At 66.0% G+C, this 19,030-nt stretch carries 13 protein-coding genes, 2 tRNA genes and 1 pseudogene; 8 read left to right on the top strand and 8 right to left on the bottom strand.

Going from position 1 to position 19,030, the window contains the following annotated elements:
• Window positions 1-27: 27 nt before the first annotated feature.
• Window positions 28-1,311 (bottom strand): D-amino acid dehydrogenase, encoded by a 1,284-nt coding sequence (locus EWM63_RS00150; RefSeq protein ID WP_130184750.1) that lies wholly within the window; start codon window positions 1,309-1,311, stop codon window positions 28-30.
• 115 nt (window positions 1,312-1,426) lie between these two features.
• Between EWM63_RS00150 and EWM63_RS00145 the strand changes: the two genes are divergently transcribed.
• Window positions 1,427-1,918, top strand: a complete 492-nt coding sequence (locus EWM63_RS00145) for an Lrp/AsnC ligand binding domain-containing protein (protein WP_130184749.1) — start codon at window positions 1,427-1,429, stop codon at window positions 1,916-1,918.
• Between the two features lie 66 nt (window positions 1,919-1,984).
• Here EWM63_RS00145 and EWM63_RS00140 read toward each other — a convergent pair whose 3' ends face one another.
• Window positions 1,985-4,837 (bottom strand): hypothetical protein, encoded by a 2,853-nt coding sequence (locus EWM63_RS00140; RefSeq protein ID WP_130184748.1) that lies wholly within the window; start codon window positions 4,835-4,837, stop codon window positions 1,985-1,987.
• A 160-nt stretch (window positions 4,838-4,997) separates the two neighbouring features.
• Between EWM63_RS00140 and EWM63_RS00135 the strand changes: the two genes are divergently transcribed.
• The 3 genes from EWM63_RS00135 to EWM63_RS00125 all read left to right on the top strand — a co-directional run bounded on the left by EWM63_RS00135 (window position 4,998) and on the right by EWM63_RS00125 (window position 9,175).
• Window positions 4,998-6,671, top strand: a complete 1,674-nt coding sequence (locus tag EWM63_RS00135) for a hypothetical protein (RefSeq protein WP_229487631.1) — start codon at window positions 4,998-5,000, stop codon at window positions 6,669-6,671.
• A gap of 196 nt (window positions 6,672-6,867) precedes the next feature.
• A complete protein-coding gene (locus EWM63_RS00130; RefSeq protein WP_130184747.1) occupies window positions 6,868-8,157 on the top strand; it encodes an NAD(P)/FAD-dependent oxidoreductase in 1,290 nt (429 codons plus the stop codon).
• A gap of 145 nt (window positions 8,158-8,302) precedes the next feature.
• The gene (locus EWM63_RS00125; RefSeq protein ID WP_130184746.1) at window positions 8,303-9,175 is read left to right on the top strand and encodes a hypothetical protein; all 873 of its coding nucleotides are present in this window, start codon (window positions 8,303-8,305) and stop codon (window positions 9,173-9,175) included.
• A gap of 66 nt (window positions 9,176-9,241) precedes the next feature.
• Here EWM63_RS00125 and EWM63_RS00120 read toward each other — a convergent pair whose 3' ends face one another.
• Both EWM63_RS00120 and EWM63_RS32215 read right to left on the bottom strand, forming a co-directional pair.
• Window positions 9,242-9,736 (bottom strand): sensor histidine kinase, encoded by a 495-nt coding sequence (locus tag EWM63_RS00120; RefSeq protein ID WP_229488008.1) that lies wholly within the window; start codon window positions 9,734-9,736, stop codon window positions 9,242-9,244.
• Window positions 9,737-9,806: 70 nt separating this feature from the next.
• Window positions 9,807-9,950 (bottom strand): annotated as a pseudogene (locus EWM63_RS32215) (histidine kinase); the annotation flags it as partial.
• Between the two features lie 153 nt (window positions 9,951-10,103).
• Between EWM63_RS32215 and EWM63_RS00115 the strand changes: the two are divergent.
• Window positions 10,104-10,616, top strand: coding sequence for a hemerythrin domain-containing protein (locus EWM63_RS00115; RefSeq protein ID WP_130184745.1), 513 nt, complete (start codon window positions 10,104-10,106; stop codon window positions 10,614-10,616).
• Window positions 10,617-10,742: 126 nt separating this feature from the next.
• Here the strand turns inward: EWM63_RS00115 and EWM63_RS00110 are convergent, their stop codons facing one another.
• A complete protein-coding gene (locus tag EWM63_RS00110; RefSeq protein WP_130184744.1) occupies window positions 10,743-12,389 on the bottom strand; it encodes a response regulator in 1,647 nt (548 codons plus the stop codon).
• 202 nt (window positions 12,390-12,591) lie between these two features.
• Between EWM63_RS00110 and EWM63_RS00105 the strand changes: the two genes are divergently transcribed.
• A complete protein-coding gene (locus tag EWM63_RS00105) occupies window positions 12,592-13,008 on the top strand; it encodes a hypothetical protein (RefSeq protein WP_130184743.1) in 417 nt (138 codons plus the stop codon).
• Between the two features lie 147 nt (window positions 13,009-13,155).
• Here EWM63_RS00105 and EWM63_RS00100 read toward each other — a convergent pair whose 3' ends face one another.
• The 3 genes from EWM63_RS00100 to EWM63_RS00090 all read right to left on the bottom strand — a co-directional run bounded on the left by EWM63_RS00100 (window position 13,156) and on the right by EWM63_RS00090 (window position 18,399).
• The gene (locus tag EWM63_RS00100; RefSeq protein WP_130184742.1) at window positions 13,156-14,154 is read right to left on the bottom strand and encodes a diguanylate cyclase domain-containing protein; all 999 of its coding nucleotides are present in this window, start codon (window positions 14,152-14,154) and stop codon (window positions 13,156-13,158) included.
• 293 nt (window positions 14,155-14,447) lie between these two features.
• Window positions 14,448-17,474: a hybrid sensor histidine kinase/response regulator gene (locus tag EWM63_RS00095; RefSeq protein WP_229487629.1), complete on the bottom strand. Its 3,027-nt coding sequence runs from the start codon at window positions 17,472-17,474 to the stop codon at window positions 14,448-14,450.
• Between the two features lie 112 nt (window positions 17,475-17,586).
• Window positions 17,587-18,399 (bottom strand): response regulator, encoded by an 813-nt coding sequence (locus tag EWM63_RS00090; RefSeq protein ID WP_130184741.1) that lies wholly within the window; start codon window positions 18,397-18,399, stop codon window positions 17,587-17,589.
• Between the two features lie 242 nt (window positions 18,400-18,641).
• Here EWM63_RS00090 and EWM63_RS00085 point away from each other — a divergent pair.
• Both EWM63_RS00085 and EWM63_RS00080 read left to right on the top strand, forming a co-directional pair.
• Window positions 18,642-18,718: transfer RNA gene (locus EWM63_RS00085), tRNA-Arg, on the top strand.
• Between the two features lie 146 nt (window positions 18,719-18,864).
• Window positions 18,865-18,941 (top strand) — tRNA-Arg (locus EWM63_RS00080).
• The last annotated feature ends 89 nt before the right edge of the window (window positions 18,942-19,030 follow it).

Raw genomic sequence — 19,030 nt, 5'->3', positions numbered from 1 at the left:
GCGTGCAAGTCACCGGCTGGCGGAAGGTCAGGCGCCGGCGAGCTGCGGTTGCCGGACCTGGCCAGCGCGCTGGTAGCGCTCCACCGACAGGTCGTCGGCGCGGATGGCGGGGCGCCGTGCGGACATGATGTCGGCCAGCAGTTGCGCCGAGCCGCACGACATGGTCCAGCCCAGCGTGCCGTGGCCCGTGTTGACGAACAGGTTCGACAAGGGGGTGCGGCCGACGACCGGTGTGCCGTCAGGCGTCATGGGGCGCAGGCCGGTCCAGAACGACGCCTGGGCGGTGTCGCCGGCACCGGGGAACAGGTCGTTGACCACCATTTCCAGCGTGGCGCGGCGGCGCGGGTTCAGGCGCTTGTCGTAACCCGCGATCTCGGCCATGCCGCCGACGCGGATGCGATCGTCGAAACGGGTCACCGCGATCTTGTAGGTCTCGTCCAGGATCGTCGAGGCGGGCGCCCGCGCCGCATCCACGATCGGTACCGTGATCGAATACCCTTTCAGCGGGTAGACGGGAAGGTCGAGGATGCCGCGCAGCAGCGGCGTGGAATACGCGCCCAGCGCCACCACGTAGGAATCGGCGGTCACCACTTCCGCGCCGCAGCGCACGCCGCGAATGGCGCCGCCTTCCACGTCGAGCGCGTCGATGGCGACGTTGTAGCGAAATTGCACGCCCAGTTCGGCGGCCATCGCCGTCAGCCGCGTCGTAAACAGCTGGCAGTCGCCTGTTTCATCGTTCGGCAGGCGCAGGCCGCCCACGAGCCGCCCGCTGGCGATGCCCGGTTCGGCCGACAGCAGCTCGCGCGCGCCCAGCAATTCAAACGGCACGCCGGTTTCCTTCAGCACGTCGATATCCTTGGCCGCGTCGTCCATCTGCTTTTGCGTGCGGAACAACTGGGTCGTGCCTTGCTGGCGGCCTTCGTAGGCGATGCCGGTGGCGGCGCGCAAGACCTTGAAGCAATCGCGGCTGTACTCCGCCAGCCGCACCATCCGTTCCTTGTTCACGGCATAGCTGTCGGCATTGCAGTTCTTCAGCATCTGCCACATCCACTGCAGCTGGAACAGCGTGCCGTCGGGCGCGATCGACAGCGGCGCATGGCGTTGCACCATCCACTTCAGTGCCTTCAGCGGAATGCCGGGGGCGGCCCAGGGCGAGGCGTAGCCGGGCGAAATCTGCCCCGCATTGGCGAAGCTCGTTTCCAGGGCGGGGCCGGGTTGACGGTCCAGCACGGTCACCGAATGCCCGGCCCTGGCCAGGTAATACGCCGTGGTGACACCGATGACGCCGCTACCGAGAATGACTACGCGCATAGGGTTGCCTCGAATATAAGAATGGGTATGGTTATTTGCTTGGGTATTTCGACTATGGTAAGTTTTGTTTGCCAGTGGTTGTGACTATAAATATTCGATAAAACAGGAAAAAATAATGCGTACGCAAATACAGTCCGTGCGGTCGCTGGACAAGCTCGACCGCAAGATCCTGCGCATCCTCCAGGACGATGGCCGGATCTCGATGAAGGACCTGTCCGAGCAGGTCGGCCTGTCGGTCACGCCGGCCATCGAGCGCGTCAAGCGCATGGAGCGCGATGGCGTCATCACCGGCTACCACGCCCGGCTCAACCCGGCCGCCGTGGGCGCCACGCTGCTCGTGTTCGTGGAAATCACGCTGAACCAGAAATCGGCCAGCCATTTCGAGCAGTTCCGCCGCGAAGTCCTGCGCATTCCCGAAGTGCAGGAGTGCCACCTGGTGTCCGGTGACTTCGATTACCTCATCAAGGCGCGCATCCACGAAATGGCCGAGTACCGCAAACTGCTGGGCGATATGCTGTTGAACCTGCCGGGTGCCGCGCAATCGAAAAGTTATGTGGTGATGGAAGAGATCAAGGAAACGCTGGCGCTGTCGACAGAAATATCCTGACAGATGGATTGCCCCGATGCGTGAGGACACGTGGCCGGGGCAATGCCCGCTGCACGAACCGCGCCTTCAGAACCAGGCGTCGGGCCGCAGCGCCACGTGCATGTGGTGATGGTGATTGGGCAGCGGGTAGTAGACCGCGTTGTTCCACGCACCCATGCCGAGGTCGTGGACCACGCCGTTGACCGTCACCCGGCCCGTCGTGAGCAGCTTGTAGCCCCAGTCCATGCCGCCGATCCCGGCCGCGTCCGGGCCGCCCAGGATGTAGCCCACCTGCGCGACACCCGCCCTGTACAGCTTGTCGATGCCGCTGCGGCTGGCACGGATCCACGCCTGTACCTGGGCGGCCGCGGCCTTGCCCGCCGCCGACTGCTCCGGATCCGAGCTGCGCAGCAGGGGCAGGTCGAGGATGCGCGCGACCAGTTGCCGGTAGTTCGACGTGCCGCTTTCCGGGTCGGCGCCCGGGAACGTGTAGAAGTGGTACATGTCGAATTCGTTGCCGCTGCCGTGCGAAGGGTGGCCGAGGTCGGTACCGTGCTCGCCGGCGCAATCATCGATCGCCGTAACCGCGTCGGCATGCGCCACCAGCCAGTCATGCGTGGCGCCCGAGACCCAGTCGTCGCCGCCCGCTTCGCGCAGGCCATAGCGCGCCAGGCCCGCCGGTGCGCGCCATAGCGGCCAGATGCCTGTCACCAGGCCGGTTGCCTTGGCCTCGGTGCCGTCGGGCGCGCGCGCCGTCACTGTGACCTGGTAGTGCATGACCATGCGGTAGTCCAGTGCGCGCAGGTCATGCCCGTGCGGTGCGGTGAACGAGACCACCGTGTCGATCGTCGAACCATCGACGACGACGTCCGGTCCCGGGGGCGCGTCCAGCACCGTGAGCAGGCCGTAATTGAGCTCGTATTCGGCCATGTACTGGTTTGCCAGGTCCACCTTGACGTTCGTGATTTCCATGCCGGCGCTCTTGCGCACGGCCAGCCGCACGCGGCGCTGGATCAGGTTGGCCTCGCCCGGTTCGGGCATGCTGATGTGGCGCCGCCCATGGGTGATGTGGAAGTCGTCGCCGATCGTGGCCGATTCGAGAATCAGCGGGGTGCCGGCGCCCAGCGTGGCTTCGATGCGTTGCCGACCCTTCCACGCGCCCGACAGGTTGGCGTACAGCGTCAGCTCGAGGGGGCCGTCGGCGGCCAGTGCCGCCACGTCCAGCTGGCGGGCGACCAGCATGCTCATGTAGGTCGCCTGGGCGTAGTCGTACGGGTGGCTCGCATAGTGGTGCGCGGCGCCGTACAGCGGCGTGCCGGCCGGTCCGGCCACGACGCGCACGTCGCGCACGGCGTCCATGTCGTCGGGCGCCGCCGAGGACAGGTAGGACAGCGTCACGTGCTGCGTGCCGCGCGGCACGATCATGGTCGAACTGTTCACGTCCGGATCACCCCAGTCGCGCATGATATTGATGCTGGCCGCCGTCGCATCCGGATCGGGCTGGGCGCGCCGCAGCTCCGCGCCGCCGTGCAGCGGCAACCGGAACGTGGCGGCCCGGCCGGGATCGATGACGCTGGCCGCGGTGTAGTGCCGGCCGTTGCGTACCGCGTGCGCGGACAGCGAAAGGCCCTGCTGCGGCGCGGCGGGCAGCGTGAAGTTGCCGGCGGCATCCGCGACGGCCGTGTACACGGCAACCGTCTTGCCCTTCCGGGTGCTCGTGCCGGTCACGGTGATGCCTGCCAGGTCCAGGCCCGGCTCCGCGACGGGCGGCGCCAGCATGCCCTTCGGCACGACCGATGCCTGGACCATGTTCACGGCGCCGCGGTACACGTTGCCAAGCGCGTCCGTTCCCGTCACCACCACCATGGCATGGCCGTTTGCCGCCCGCGCCTGCAGGACGGCGGTGTCGCGGCAGTACACGGTGCCGTCGGCGTTGAGCACGAACTTGCCTGTCACGTTCTGGTCTTCGTCGTCGCGGTCGGCGTCGCGCAGCTCCACGCTGCCCAGGTGGGCGAGGCGCACCGTGCTGCCATCCGGTGCGATGAAGCGGCCGGTGAGCGTGCGTTGGCCCGCGGGCAGCAGCGACTGCATCACCGCGTCGAAGCGCAGCGTGGCGTCGGCATAGACCTGGCCACCATCGGTCAGCACGATGTCCGTGCTGTGTGCCATGCCCGGTACCAGAGCCAGGCGGGCGATGCCGGTACTCACCGGTGCCAGGCGGGCCGTGATGGCCTGCAGGGTGGCGGGAACGAGCAGCGCGGCCCTGCCGTTGGCATCGGTCCGTGCGCGCAGCACGCCGTCGACCACGATGCCGACGCCGGCGCCGGCCGGCGCCCCGCGCGGATTGGCGGGGTCGCCCGAAAAGTGGTACACGGTGACCTCCAGCGGCACCGCCGTTTCTGGCGCGAGCAGCGTGCCGGTCGCGCGCGCCTCGAACGTGAATTGCCGGCGCTGCGGGTTGGCGAACCGGACGGGGACCGAGACTTGCGCACCCGGTTCCAGCACGCCCAGCGGCAGGGGCACGGCGATGCCGGCAAGGCCGGCATGATCCAGTGACGTGGGATAGGCAACCGCCACGCCGGGCGTCATGCTTCGTGCGATCGTCAGCGTGAACGGCGCCGCGATCGGCATGGTGGACGTGTTGGTGACGGTCACCACGCTGTCCGACACGTTGGCGGTGCCGGGCACGGGGGTGTCCACGGCAATGGCGACATGGTCTGCCAGGTCCGGCAGGGCGTGCGCCGTGCCGCCCACGGCGGCCAGCAGTAAGGCAGGGAGCAGAGCAGCGAACAAGGCAAGGCATCGGCGCACGGTGGCCGCGGACCATCGGCTGACGGTGCGAAAAACAGTGCGGGCAAGCGGGCCGGAAGCGGTGCGCAAGGCAGCGGGCACCGTGGCGGGGGGCGCCGCACAGGCGTGAGCGACAAGCGGGTTATGCATTTTATTCTCCGTTGGAAAAGGCGTCTTCCATGATATTGCCGTACGGCATCAATGCTTTAAGGAAACTCACATGGCTGTCTGATGTGAAACAAGCGTTTGCGCCGGCTGGCTGTCTGTTCCGCTAGAATGTCGAGGAAACATCACAGGACAGGGGACTGCCGTGAATCACACCGCCACGTCGCAAATGCCGCCGGATTTCTCGTCGAACATGCCGCCGGGTATGTCACCACAGATGTCGTCGCAAGCAGGGCCGGAAACAGCATCGGAACTCAGGCCGGCCGCACCGGAGCACGCGCTGAAACTGCGCACGCTCGACGAGCATCTGTGTACCGACCAGAGCTTCGCGTCCGCGCTGGCGCGGCTGCTGGGCGCGCTGGCGGTCGGCGAGGATGGCGCGATGACGCTGGCGCAGTTTGCCGCCGTTACCGATCTTTCCGGCGATGGCAAGGCCTCGGCCGTGTTCACGGCGCTGGTGCTGAACGCGATCGAATCGGGCGTGACCGTGGACTGGGCCGCCAATGCGCTGTCGCGCAGCAGCGGGTCGGTGGACCCGTCCGCGCGGGAAGCGGCGTTCGTGATGATGAAACCGTTGCTGGCGCTGCAGGGCCGGCGCGCCCGGCCGCTGGCAGTGAAGGCGGCGCGCGCGCTCGGCATCCGGCTGGTGCCGGACCATTACTATGGCCTGCCGCCCGAGGAAGAGCGCCGACTGCTGAACAACCTGGGCACGCAGGCCCGCAAACTGGTCAGGGGCAGGGGGCTGGTCGACGCGGTGGCCGATTTCGGGCGCAGCACAGGCCAGGTCGAACTGCTGGACCATGCGCGCGGCTTCAATGGCGGCATGATGACGCAGGAGCAGTTGCGCGACGTGGTCCAGGGCGCCGTCGACACGATCGCCCAGGGCATCGCTACCTACCAGGAAACGGCGGCAGTGCCGCTGCAGGGCGACGCGGAGGCAGGGGCCCTGTCCGCCACCGCCGAACAGTTGCGCCAGCAGGTGCTGCAGCGCCTGGCGCTGGTGGACGCCCGCATCGCATACGAGCGCCGCATGCTGTGGCAGGACATCGACGACGCCGTGCACGATGCCGGCAACGCGATCGAGGTGGCGATCGGCGAACGGCTCGACAGTGAAGGCTGGAAGGATGAGCAGGTATGGTCGGGCATCGCGCGCGACCAGTTCGCCCGCGAGATGGAACACCGGCTCGACCGCGTGGCGCGTCGCAAGCAGGAAGCGCTGGACCTGCTGCACCACGACCTGAAGCTGTTCCAGGCCGACATGCGGATCACGCAGGGCGACGCGTTCAAGCGCCAGCACCATGCGGCACTGGCCCGGCTGATGCCGCGCCTGCGCATCGGCACGCGACTCGTCAACAGCGTCGACACGGCCGCCAATCTCACCTTGATGGGCAGCGCCGTCGCCGCCGCCGGCACGAGCACCGCGGCTTACCTGTTCGGCGTGGCCGTGGTGGTGCCGGTGGTTGCGCCGGTGGTGCCGTTCGTCGGCGGTGCCGTGCTGCTGGCCTCCGCGTTCAAGTGGGCCACGGACACGAACAAGCGCAAGCGCGAAGAAATCCGCGACAAGCGCCGCGTGTTCGAGGAAGAGCTGCGGCGGCGGCTGAAGGAGGCCGAAGAGGGTTTCGTCGTGCAGCTCGATCGCATCGGCACCGCCTTCTACGAATCGGCCAGCGCCCTCCTGACCCCGCTGATACTGGAAGCCGAAGCGGCCGCGCGCATCCAGGCCGTGCGCAAGCGCATCGCCGACAAGGTCATCGCCCAGGCGCAGGGCGCCATTGGCCAGCTGCAGGCGGCGTTGAGCGCCGCCGTTCCCCTCGGCTGACGAAGCGCTCCGGTGCGGCCATTGCGTGCCGCACCGGAGGCGCCTGGTTCTGTTTTCGCTTCCTACCCCGTTCCGCCATCCGCCGCCGCGACCCCGCCCGCCTCGGTTGCCGGGTGCGCTTGCGTACAAACGGCCCATCGGCTTCGCGCATACAATGCAAGGCAATGTCTTTTCAACATTTTTCGGGGAGAAGCGTTTGCAGAGCAAATATGTGATCGTCGGCGGCGGGGCGGGCGGCCTGGAACTGGCCTGCAAGCTGGGCCGCAAATTGGGACCGGGCAAGGTGATGCTGGTCGATAGCCGGCTCTACCACATCTGGAAGCCGTCGCTGCACGAGGTGGCAGCCGGCACGCTGGACATCCATGCGGAAGGCCTGTCGTACCAGATGCTGGCGCACGACAATGGCTTCACCTATGTATACGGCGCGCTCGAGGGGCTCGATGCGGCGGATCGCACGATCCGGATCGGCCCGATCGAGACGGCGGCCGGCGAAACGGTCCTCCCGGCACGCACGATCGGCTACGAGGCGCTGGTGATGGCGGTCGGCAGCACGTCGAACTACTTCGGCGTGCCCGGCGCGGCCGAGCACACGATTTCACTGAACGGCACCGAGGATGCGGAACGCTTCCGCCTCACGCTGCTCAAACTGCTGGCCCGGGCGGCCACGGAAAAGGCCGGGCAGGGCGTGGACATCGTCATCATCGGCGGCGGCGCGACCGGCGTCGAACTGGCGGCCGAACTGCGTGAAGCGTCCGGCGTGTATGCCGCCTATGGCTTCGGCGACCTGCAGCCCATGCGCGACGTGCGCATCACGATCATCGAAGGTGCGCCACGCGTGCTCGCGCCGCTGCCGGAACGGGTGTCCGCCGCGGCGGCCGGGCTGCTGGCCGAGCGGGGCGTGCGCGTGCTGACCGATACGCGGGTGACGCAGATCGATGCCGACCAGGTCACCGTGCTGAAGGGCGATGTCTATCCCGCCGACATCGTCGTCTGGGCAGCCGGCATCAAGGCGCCGGACCTGCTGAAGAACCTCGGGCTGCCGACGGTGAAGGGCGGTCAGCTCGACGTGACGGGCGAGCTGGTGGTGAAGGGTTTTCCGGATATCTACGCGCTGGGCGATTGCGCGCTGTGCATCGGCGCGGACGGCAAGCCGGTGCCGCCGCGCGCGCAGGCCGCGCACCAGCAGGCCGACTACCTGCTCGCGGCCCTGCTGCGGCGCGACCGCGGCCAGCTGCCGCTGGGCAAGCCTTACGCATACAAGGACTATGGCTCGCTCGTGTCGTTCGGCCAGCACGATTCGGTGGGCAGCCTGATGGGTTCACTGCAGGGCAAGAACTGGTTCGTCGAAGGGTTCTTCGCGCGGCTGATGTACACGAGCCTGCACCTGATGCACCACAAGGCGATCATGGGCACGCTGCGCACCGGCGTGCTGGCGCTGGCGCGCTTCCTGATCAAGCGCACCACGCCGATGGTCAAGCTGCATTGAGCAGCGTCACCCGTGCCGGACCATTCCCGGCCGGGGTGGCGGGCCATCCGCGGATGCGGTCAATTCCGGGTTGAAACCGCCGGTCGGGCGGCCTATGCTGATCGGGCAGGCGGCAACCGTCGCCATCGACGCAGCGAGGAATCCAATGAAGACCATTCAGCTTTTGCTGTCGTGCCTCTTGGCGCTGTTGGTTCCCGCCACCGCCCTCGCGGAGGGGCGCGCCACCGCCCGCCTGGAGTTTTCCGACGGATGGTTGCTGCAGAACGGCACGCCTTACATGGCGCCCGAGCCCCACGACCTGTGGTCGCAATCCTCGGCCATTGTCGTCACGAGACTGAGGGAAGAACAGGCCTTCGATTTCTCGACGCCTTCCTACGGCTACTGGTACGCACGCAGTTGCATTGGCGCCTGTGCCAACTTCCCGCCCGACGATACGAATGTCGGCCCGGGAGGGTATGCCCATGGCGTAACGAACGGCTACATGGCCATGGGCGGTGCCGATCCCGCTGTCGCCACCACGCGTGCCGATGCCACGGCTACGGGCCCCCGCATAAACGACGCCAGTGCATCCGGAACCTACATTATCGACCTGCAGCCGCAAGTCACCAGCGACTTCAGCGTGGTGTTCGACGTGCGCCCCTATCTCGACCTGTACATCGCTCCTGGATCGCCTGCCGGCAGCCGGGCTTTTGCGGCGGTCGGCGTGAATGTGCAATTTTTCGACCTGACCGCCGGGCACTCCGTGCTCACCGTCGACAGGGTGTTCAACCACCTCCTGACGGCGCCCGAAGATGATGCCGGGTATATCGAGGATCCGGGCATCGTGCCTTTCGATATCGACCTCGGCCTGCTGCATGCCCGGAGTACCTATCAGCTACGGATCGATCAGACGACGTATGCCTTCGTCGAGCTGGCTGTTCCCGAACCTGCCACGGGCGGCCTTTACATCGTGGGGATCGCGGTCTTGGCCGCATGGGCGCGGCGGTGCCACCGTCGGCCCGCGCGTCGGAACGGATAGTCGCGCGAGGCACTCGCGCGTGACCAGGAGGATGACGTTGCCGCGTGCGGGACGCGGGTTGCGGAATCAGGCGGTCGCTGCCGGTTTCGGCAGCACGACCGTCAGTGCGGTGCCGCCTTCCGGGTGGGTGGCCAGCGTCAGCGCGCCGCCCAGCAGGCGGGCCCGTTCGCGCAGCAGTCGCAGGCCGTATTGCCCGACGGCCGCGCCGTCCGCCGGCATGCCCGTGCCCGCGGCGAGGCCTTTGCCATTGTCGCGCACCGTCAGCATGATCTCGTCTTCATTGTCGTCGACGATGACATCGACTTCGCTGGCGCCCGAATGCGCGGTCACGTTCGACAAGCCCTGTTCCAGCACACGCAGCAGCACGACGCCATACTCGCGCGGGCAACTCGGCTCTTCTTCCGGCAGGCTGTAGCGCGCCGTCAGTGCGTATTGCTGGGCGAACTGCGTCACCAGCTCGGAAAACGCGACCTTGATGCCGAGGAACTCCAACTTGTCGTTCCACATCTTGTGCTGCATCTGCCGGTTGTTCTCGATGATCGTGTGCAGCAGGTTCTTCATCTGCTGCCGCGCGGTCGCGCAGCGGCTGGTCCGGCGGCAGCTTGGCCGTCAGCAGGCCCAGGTGCATGGTGAGCGCTGTCAGCGACGAGCCCAGGCTGTCGTGCAACTGGCGGGCCAGTGCGCGACGATCGTTGTCCCAGCTGGTGACCACGTGGCCCAGCAGGTCGGAGAGTTCGGCGGCGCGCTCGCTGGCGCTGGTGATTTCGTCGGGCATGATTGGTATAGGTATTGGCCGATAAGACAGCGGGATCATACCTGAGGTTTTTGGGAAATGTCGCACCGGCACGACCGTGTGTTGTCGCACAGTCAGCATTGGCAGTACGGGGCACACTGGACCCACGTTGTCAAACCATTACAAGGAGCAGCCATGAGTGCCACAGCCAAGCCGCGTGATGCCGTCGCCCTGTTGAAACAGGATCACGATGAAGTCAAAGCAATGTTCAAGCAATATGAAGAGCTGGGCGACCGCGCCTTTGCCAGCAAGCAGAAGCTGGCCGAGAAAATCTGCCTGGAGCTGACGAAGCATGCGATCGCCGAGGAAGAAATCTTCTACCCGGCCGTGCGCGCCGAGGTCGACGATGCGGATGACCTGGTCGACGAAGCGACCGTCGAGCACGCGTCGGCGAAGGACCTGATCGCGCAGATCCACGCGATGGATCCGCATGACGACCTGTACGATGCGAAGGTGAAGGTGCTGGGCGAGTACATCGAGCACCATGTGAAGGAAGAAGAGCAGGAGATGTTCCCGCAGGCGAAGAAGGCCGGCGTCGACCTCGTGGCCCTCGGCGAACGGATCCAGGCCCGCAAGGACGAGATCGATGAAATTCCGCCGATGCCCGTGCCGGGCAAGGTGGTCTATTCCAACCAGCCGTCGGTGTAAGCAGCCGTCGGTGTAAGCAGCCGTCTGCGCAAGTAAGCCGACCGCGCAAGTAAGCCGGCCGCCTTTCGGGGCGGCCGTGCTGACTGCGGGTTTATCGAGTATCGACTATCGGCAGCCGGCTGCCGGCTACTGCCTGGTGGCCGCCACCGCGGCGGCCGGCGGTGCGACGTCGGCGGTCAGGCTGGCGATGGCCTTCATCAGGCTGTCGATGTCGACCGGCTTCACGAGGTGCATGTCGAAACCGGCTTCCAGCACGCGGCGCTGGTCTTCGGCCAGGCCGTAGCCCGTCAGTGCGATGAGCCGGATGTGCCGCATGTCCGGATCGCTGCGCAGGCGGCGCGCCACTTCATACCCGTCGATGCCGGGCAGGCCGATATCGACCAGCGCCACGCCCGGCCGGTACTCGCGCGCCACGGCAAGGCCCTGCAGTCCGTCGGCGGCATGCCGCACTTCATAGCCGTAGCACGACAGCATCATCGCCATCATTTCGCGGCCGTCGTCGTTGTCTTCGATCAGCAGGACATTGGGCTTGGCCCGTTCAGTGGTTTCCATGATTTGCGAGTTGGGTTCGGTGATTCGTTCGGTGCGCGGGAGGCGGATCAGGAAAGTGCTGCCTTCGCCCGGACCGGCGCTGTCGGCTTCCACTCCGCCACCATGCAGTTCGGCCAGGCGGCGCACCAGCGCCAGGCCGATGCCGAGCCCGCCCTGGGCCCGGTCCAGCGTGCTCGTGCCCTGCACGAACACGTCGAATACGTGCGGCAGCAACTCGGCCGCGATGCCTACGCCGCTGTCGTGTACGGTCAGCACGACATCTTCCTCGTCCGCTTCCAGCAGGATATCGATCGTGCCGCCGGGCGGGGTGTATTTCAGCGCGTTGTCGAGCAGGTTCGAAAAGATCTGCTCCAGCCGCGTCACGTCGCCGTCGACCCAGCCGCTCTCCAGTTCCACGTGCACGTCGTAGTCGGCCGTGCGGCCCGTGGTGCGATAAGTCTCCAGGCAGTTCCGGATCAGTGCCGCCACGTCGACCGGCGCACGGTTCAGCAGGATCTTGCCGGACATCGCGCGAGACAGGTCGAGCAGGTCATCGACGATGCGGCCCAGATGCTGGCTCTGGCGCTGGATGATCTTCTTGGCGCGCACCGCCGCGTCGGCCGTCACCGCGGGCAGGCCGAGCAGCGAGGCGGCGCTGCTGATCGCCGATAGCGGATTGCGCAGTTCGTGCCCGAGCATGGCCAAGAACTCGTCCTTGGCGTGATTTTGCCGCTCGGCCACCTTGCGCTCTTCGATCTCCTGCAGCAGCCGCTTGTTGCTGCTGATGAGGTCATTGGTGCGCTGGCTCAGCTGGCGGGCCTGCTTCTTCAATTCCTCATTCTTCATCGCCAGCGCCACGAACACGGAAATCTTCGCATGCAGGATCTGCGGGATCACCGGCGTAAACAGGAAGTCGGCCGCGCCTTTCTGGTAAGCCTTAAGGCGATCGAGCTCGTCCGCCACGAAGGCCGTGATGAAGATGATCGGGATGTTGGCCGAGCGGACGCGCTGGTGGATCGCCTCGGCGGTCTCGAAGCCATCCATGCCAGGCATGTTCACGTCCAGCAGGATGACGGCGAAATCATGCATGAGGACCTGCCGCAATGCCTCTTCGCCGCTTCGAGCGGCGATCACCTCATACGATTCCTGCTCCGCCCACTGGTCCAGCAAGCTCGTGAGCGCAAACAGGCTGTTCGCGTCGTCGTTGACGACAAGGATCTTTGGTTTGTCTACTTTGGCCACGGGCACTTGTCGTTGGATGCGCTGCTGAAAACAATTCTGTAAGACAAACATCTGATCGATCATAACAACAGGCACTGGCGCTGTCAAAAGTCCAGTGTGCAACAGAACGCAAGCCGGATTGTTCGATTGCGCACATACATGGAAGGGCGGTCATGCAATAGTGAAAGCATTGAACGAGCAATCAAAACGAAAGGATACGATCATGAATGTCGATACCGTGGTGGGTAAGGATTATCTGGGTAAATGTTTTCGCGAACTGGCCGATGCGCCGGTCAGCGCACTGAACGGTGTCGGTGAAGAGGGCGCACAAGCCCTGCAGCAGGCGTTTGGTGTGACGACCGTGCGGGAACTGGCGAACCTGAACTTCATCAAATGGGCTTCCGCCATTGCCACGCTGGCCGCCGAGGAGCAGATGCTGCCCCAGGAAAAGGCCAAGGAAGAGCTACTCGACGATGCCGTCGAAATGACCTTCCCGGCCAGCGATCCGATCTCGGTCGATGCCGGCATCACCCGTATCGAAGTCTCGCCGGACAAGGTCGATGCCCATTCCGATCACCAGCATGCCAACAAGGTCGACGAATGCACGGCCACGGGCAAGGAAAAGCAGGCGGCGCGGTAATATCGGCGGCCCCACGCGGGCCGCAATCCAAGCTGCAGTGCTCATTGGATTGCTCACTGCAGTGCCCACCGCAGTGGGCACATCAATGCCGGCCACCTGTTCTCAGACAGGTGGCCGGCATTGTTTTCTGGACAGCCAGGTTCGCGTTCAGACGGTCGTTGCCACGCCCTTGAGCTGATGCGGCATCGCCGCCGCGGCGGCCGCGGCCAGGGCCGTGCTGCCCGGCGCCGAGCAGAAGCGGTTCTTGCCGGAACGCTTGGCGTCGTACAGGGCGTTGTCGGCTGCATGGATCAGGTCGCCCACGGAGTCGGCATCATCGGGGAACAGCGCGATACCGATCGACGTGGACAGCCGCAGCGTGACGCCATTGACCACATAGGGTTCGGACACCACTTCGATCAGCTTCGAGGCCGGCTCCCGCGCATCGTTCAGGCCGCTCACGTCGCCCAGGACAATCACGAATTCGTCGCCGCCCACGCGTGCGACGGTATCTTCCTTGCGTGACGAGCCGACCAGCCGTTGGGCCACCAGCTTCAGGATCTCGTCGCCATACGCGTGGCCATGGGTATCGTTGATGGGCTTGAAGCCATCGAGGTCCAGGTACATCACGGCCGCCTTGCGCTGGTTGCGCAGCGCGTGCTGGAACACGGTTTCGATGCGGTCTTCCAGCAGGCGCCGGTTGGGCAGGCCCGTCAGCGGGTCGTGCAGTGCCAGCTCCTGCTGGCGCTTGCTGTACTGTGCCAGTTCCTTGTACAGCAGCCGCACTTCCAGCATGTTATGGATGCGCTTGTGCACTTCGAGCAGGTCGAACGGCTTGCTGATGAAATCGCGTGCACCGGCTTCGAGCGCGGCGATCTTGAAACTCGGCTGCGCCGTCAGTGCCAGCACGGGGAGATAGCCTTCCTGCTCGATTTCCTTCAGGCCCTTCATGACCTGGAATCCGTTCAAGCCGGGCATCTGCAGGTCCAGCAGGATCAGATCGTAGTTATGCTGCCGGTGCAGGGCGCAAACCTGGTCGGGCAGCATGGTGGCCGTGACGTTCGCATAACCGGCTTCACGCAGGATCTCGAGCATGAGATCGACGTTGTCGGCACAGTCGTCAACGACCAGAATCTTGGCATTCAGGATCTCATCCGGGCTGGGCATAATTGGTCTCGCAATACTGTGCTCCAGCGGATTCAGGGCCGGAGCGGAATACTCAGTGTAGCGCCGAAGAATTTGCTGCGGCGCACGTAAAGGAAAATTCTTATCCTGATGAAGAATTTTCAGCATATTTAGTGTAGCAAACCACTGACAAGTTTCTTGTAGGACATTGCCGCGTCATGCAGTAGGACACATTTTTCCGATTATAAATTAATTAATACGCATCGAGTATTTTCTTACGCAAACGTGTCGCATGCGCACACTTCAGTAATGTATATGCGAAAAACAGATATGGATCAGCCCGGATGAACACGGCGCCGGGCGGCAGCCAGGGCGACGGCGGCAACCAGTTCGGGTGCCTCGACGGGTTTCGCGATGTGATCGGAGAAGCCGGCGGCAAGGGTGCGCAACCGGTCTTCCGCCCGTGCGAAGGCCGTCAGCGCGATGGCGGGCACGTTGCCGCCGGCTTCCGGCCCCAGTGCACGCACCTGGGCCAGCAGCTCGAAGCCATCCATTTCCGGCATGCCGATATCGGACAGCAGCAGGTCCGGCTGCCAGCGCGGCAGCAAGGACAGCGCGGCGGGCGCGCTGTCGGCGGTGACAACCTCGGCATTGCAGTCGGACAGCACCCGCTTGATCAGGTCGCGCGTGTCCGGCTCGTCGTCCACGATCAGCACACGCAAGCCACCCAGGTCGCGCAAGTCGTCGGCGACGGCCATGCGCGGTTCGCCATCGGGCAGGGCCGGGCGGGGAGGGCGCTCGGCACCGGGTACGCGGGCCGCCAGCGGCAGTCGCACGGTGAACGTGGCGCCCCGGCCCTCGCCGGCGCTGTCCGCCACCACGGTGCCGCCATGCTGTTCGACCAGGTGCTTGACGATCGACAGCCCCAGGCCCAGCCCGCCATGCCGGCGGGTGGAGGAGGCGTCGGCCTGGCGGAAATGCTCGAACACATGGGCCAGGAAGCCGCCACCGATGCCGATGCCGGTATCCGCCACGACGATTTCCGCCTGCCCGCCGGCCTCGCGCACGCTCACGCGCACGCTGCCATCCTGCGGCGTGAACTTGATCGCGTTCGACAGCAGGTTCCACACCACCTGCTGCAGGCGGCCCGCGTCGGCCGCCACCATGCCGCACGGCCCGAAGTCGCGTTCGATGCGGATATGCCGGGCCGCGGCAGCAGGGCGCACGGTTTCGATGGCCGCATCGATGACCGTCGCCGGCGCCACGGCTTCGATATCGAGCAGCACCTTGCCGGACATGATGCGGCTCATGTCGAGCAGGTCTTCGATCAGCTGGGCCTGCGCCCGCGCGTTGCGCTCGATCGTCTGCAAGCCTTTTTCCATGTCGGCCTCGCCGCGCCCGCCGCGCCGCAGGATCTGCGACCAGCCGAGGATCGCCGTGAGCGGTGTGCGCAGCTCGTGCGACAGCGTGGCGAGGAATTCATCCTTCATCTGGCTCGTGCGTTCCGCCTCGGCGCGTGCGTTGCGTTCGCTGTCGAGCAGGGCGATGCGCTCCTCGGCGGCGCGGCGTGCCGCTTCGTTCAGCCGCGCATTGTCGATCGCCACGCCGGCCTGGGCTGCGATGCCGCCGATGATGCGCTCGGTGCGCTCGCTGAACATGCCCGGTTCCGGATGGCCGAACAGCAGCGTGCCGATGACGCTGCCATCGCGCGACATCACCGGCGCGGCCAGGTAGCTGCGCAGCGCGCCGACGTGCCCGGCCGGCAGCGCGGGTGCGCAGCCGGGCTGGCGCAGCAGGTCGCTGCAGCGGGTGATCGTGCTGCCGCGCAGCGTGTCGCCGAACAGGGCCGCGGCGTGCGTGCGCGCCAGTTCGCCGAAGGGCGACGGTGGCCGGCCCGCCAGTGTATAGGGCGTCATCACGTCGTCGCCACTGTGCTGCCCCGGGTCGCCAGCGGGCGCGGGGGCGTGTGCATCGTCGCGCGCACTTTCCCGATTCTTGTCATAGAAGAACGCGCCGAAGCGGGCGCCGCTGATCCGCGTGGCCGCGTCCGTCACTTCCTGCAGCAGCGGCTGCAGGTCGCGGTGCCGCGACAGCGCATTGCCGGTGCTGTTCAGCAGTTCGAGCACGGCCGTCTCGTCGCGCAGCGCTTCCTGGGCGCGCTTGACCTGGTCGACGTCGGTACTCGTGCCGAACCAGCGCAGCGTGCGGCCCTCGCCGTCGCGCACCGGGTTGGCACGGGTCAGGAACCAGCGGTACTGGCCATCGGCGCCGCGGATCGGAAATTCCATCTCGAACGGCTGGCCCGAGTCGATCGCATTCTTCCAGTGCTGCGTCATCGCCGGGATGCACTCGGGGTCGTAGACCTGGCCCCAGCCCTCGCCGCGCAGGTCATCGCTCGTCAGGCCCGTGTACTCGAACCAGCGCCGGTTGTACCATGTCATGCGGCCATCATGGTGGGCGATCCAGGCCAGCTGCGGGATCGAATCGGCCAGGGCGCGCAATTGCGCTTCGCTGTCCTTCAGCGCTTCCTCGGCGGCGCGGCGCGCGCTGATGTCCTGCACCATGCCCGTCATGCCGAGCAGGCGGTCGCCGTCGTCGTAGTTGCCATGGCCGACGACGGACAGCCAGCGCCGTTCGCCACCCTCACCGCCATCGCCACCGCGGGCCTGGATGCGGCATTCGATGTCGAAGTCGCGGTGCGCGATGTAGGCGTCGACAAACACCTGGCGCGCCGCGGCGCGGTCTTCCGGCGCGATGCGTTCCTGCAGCGCGTGCCACGCGATCGGCGTGCCTTCCGGCAGGTCGAAGATCTCGGCGGCGCGGCGGCCCAGCGTGACGACGTCGGTGGCGGCGTCCCACGTCCATTCGCCGAGCCGGCCCGCCGCCATCGCCACCTGCAGCCGGTTGCTGTTTTCGCGCAGCGCCCGTTCATCGCGCTTGCGCGCGTCGATATCGAGCAGCATGCAGGTCAGGCCCTGGGCCGAAGGGCGGGTCCGCACTTCGAGCCAGCGCTGGCCCGGCGCATGGAACAGCTCGAAGCTGGTGGCCGTGCGGTCGGCCATGGCCTGGCGCAGCCGTGCCTCGAGCGCGCTGCCGGCCAGGGCGGGAAAGGCCTGCCACAGCCCGCGCCCGGCGAGGCCGGCGGCGCTGTCGTGGTCGGTGCCTTCGTGGCCCAGCAGGCCGGCGGCACGCGCATTGATCCAGGTGATCGTCCAGGCCTCGTCCACGATGGCCAGGCCGTCGGCAATACTGTCCAGCACCTCGCCCGACCAGGCACGCGCACGGCGCAACTCTTCCCTTGCTTCCAGCATGGCGCGCAGCGGGTCTGCTTCAGGAGGGATGGCCCCGTTGGAAAGAATCATTGATGACGGTTCAGGACGATTGGTTTTGCCGGCTGCCGGTGCGGCTGCCGCTGCGGATTGTAGCGCTGCGCGGCGCGCCACGCCCGCACCGTTGACTGAACGGCACGATCCATCAGGTGCGCGGAATCCGGTCCAGGAGGGCTTGCAGTTGTTCGATATCGTATGGCTTCTGGATCGCTTCGGCGGGGAAGTCGAGCTGCTGCGTCAGCGTGCCGCTGTAGCCGGACGCGAAGATCACGTGCAGCCGCGGCCACCGGGCCACGGCGCGGCGCGCCACCTCGACGCCGGAAATACCGGGCAGGCTCACGTCGGTGAACAGCACATCGTAGGCGGTGCTCTCCAGGTGCTGCAGCGCGCGCTCGCCATCGGCGGCCGCGTCGACCTCGTGACCCATCGCCCGCAGCATTTCGCAGACGAGATACTGGGCGTCGAGATTGTCCTCGACCACCAGCATCTTCAGCGCACGCGCGGCGACCGGGGCGGCCATCGCGCTGGGTGGCGCCAGTGTGCACACGATGCCCAGCACCGCGCCGTCGCCATCGCGCAGCGGCGTGTAGTAAAGGTCGAAGCGCTGTTCGCTGACACCGTCGGCGCGCCACATCTGCAGGGTCTGGCCAGGGAACACCAGCGATTCGCCCTGCCAGGCCCGCTCCAGCGCGGCCGCGTTCCAGCTCCACGCCGAAGGCTGCATCGCCGGGATGCGGCCGCCAGGCGGCTGCGTGGGCAGGCCGGACAGTGCCGTGTAGGCGCCATTGAGCAGCATGACCTGCTGCCGCCCCCACATGATCAGGGACGGCAGGGGCGAGTTCAGCATGAGATCCACGGCCACGCGCAATGCCGGCGGCCAGCCATCGGGGTGGCCCACGTCGGTGCGCGACCAGTCGACTTCGAGCGCGGACAGGCTGTTCATGGCGGGCACATTCATGCCAGGGTCTCCAATGTTATGTTGTGTATAGAAGGGTGCTTGCATGCTACACCAAACGGGCGGCGGCGGCGGATGCACTTCGGCGCTGGACAAGCAGGGCACTTGTCCCTATAATCCTGCCTCCTTCGCAACGAACACCGCGAAGGGCGGTGGAAGACAGTATCGCCGGAGCGGAAAACGAGATGAAATATCAAGCTTTCCAAACCGTAATCAATACTGTAAAATGCCGAACGCAGTTGATTGCGGCTGTAGCTCAGCTGGATAGAGTACTTGGCTACGAACCAAGGGGTCGTGGGTTCGATTCCTGCCAGCCGCACCAGATTTCATGCCGCATGCCGGAAGGTTGGCGGTAGCGCGTGGCAAGCAGCGCGCAGTAAGTAGTAAGAAATACGTAGCAAGCAGTACACAGCAGACGTGCGCTTGACGTGGCGCCGGTTGTTATACAGTGTCTGTGACATGTTTTTTGCGGCTGTAGCTCAGCTGGATAGAGTACTTGGCTACGAACCAAGGGGTCGTGGGTTCGATTCCTGCCAGCCGCACCAGTTTTACCGATGGGTGGAAGCCCGTCGTGCAGCAAGGGAAGTCAATGTCGGCAAGGGTCGCCTTGCTTATGGTTGAGTTCTTCGGAAAG

It is taken from the genome of Pseudoduganella lutea (genome assembly GCF_004209755.1).
Classification (GTDB): domain Bacteria; phylum Pseudomonadota; class Gammaproteobacteria; order Burkholderiales; family Burkholderiaceae_D; genus Rugamonas; species Rugamonas lutea.
The sequence above is the reverse complement of the archived record's forward strand: the minus strand, read 5'-3'. Positions and strand labels throughout refer to the sequence as shown.

Excerpts from the sequence above, each read along its gene's own strand:
- EWM63_RS00150 (WP_130184750.1), bottom strand. The coding sequence starts at position 1,311 with ATGCGCGTAGTCATTCTCGGTAGCGGCGTCATCGGTGTCACCACGGCG.
- EWM63_RS00145 (WP_130184749.1), top strand. The coding sequence starts at position 1,427 with ATGCGTACGCAAATACAGTCCGTGCGGTCGCTGGACAAGCTCGACCGC.
- EWM63_RS00140 (WP_130184748.1), bottom strand. The coding sequence starts at position 4,837 with ATGCATAACCCGCTTGTCGCTCACGCCTGTGCGGCGCCCCCCGCCACG.
- EWM63_RS00125 (WP_130184746.1), top strand. The coding sequence starts at position 8,303 with ATGAAGACCATTCAGCTTTTGCTGTCGTGCCTCTTGGCGCTGTTGGTT.
- EWM63_RS00120 (WP_229488008.1), bottom strand. The coding sequence starts at position 9,736 with ATGAAGAACCTGCTGCACACGATCATCGAGAACAACCGGCAGATGCAG.
- EWM63_RS00115 (WP_130184745.1), top strand. The coding sequence starts at position 10,104 with ATGAGTGCCACAGCCAAGCCGCGTGATGCCGTCGCCCTGTTGAAACAG.
- EWM63_RS00105 (WP_130184743.1), top strand. The coding sequence starts at position 12,592 with ATGAATGTCGATACCGTGGTGGGTAAGGATTATCTGGGTAAATGTTTT.
- EWM63_RS00100 (WP_130184742.1), bottom strand. The coding sequence starts at position 14,154 with ATGCCCAGCCCGGATGAGATCCTGAATGCCAAGATTCTGGTCGTTGAC.
- EWM63_RS00095 (WP_229487629.1), bottom strand. The coding sequence starts at position 17,474 with ATGATTCTTTCCAACGGGGCCATCCCTCCTGAAGCAGACCCGCTGCGC.
- EWM63_RS00090 (WP_130184741.1), bottom strand. The coding sequence starts at position 18,399 with ATGAATGTGCCCGCCATGAACAGCCTGTCCGCGCTCGAAGTCGACTGG.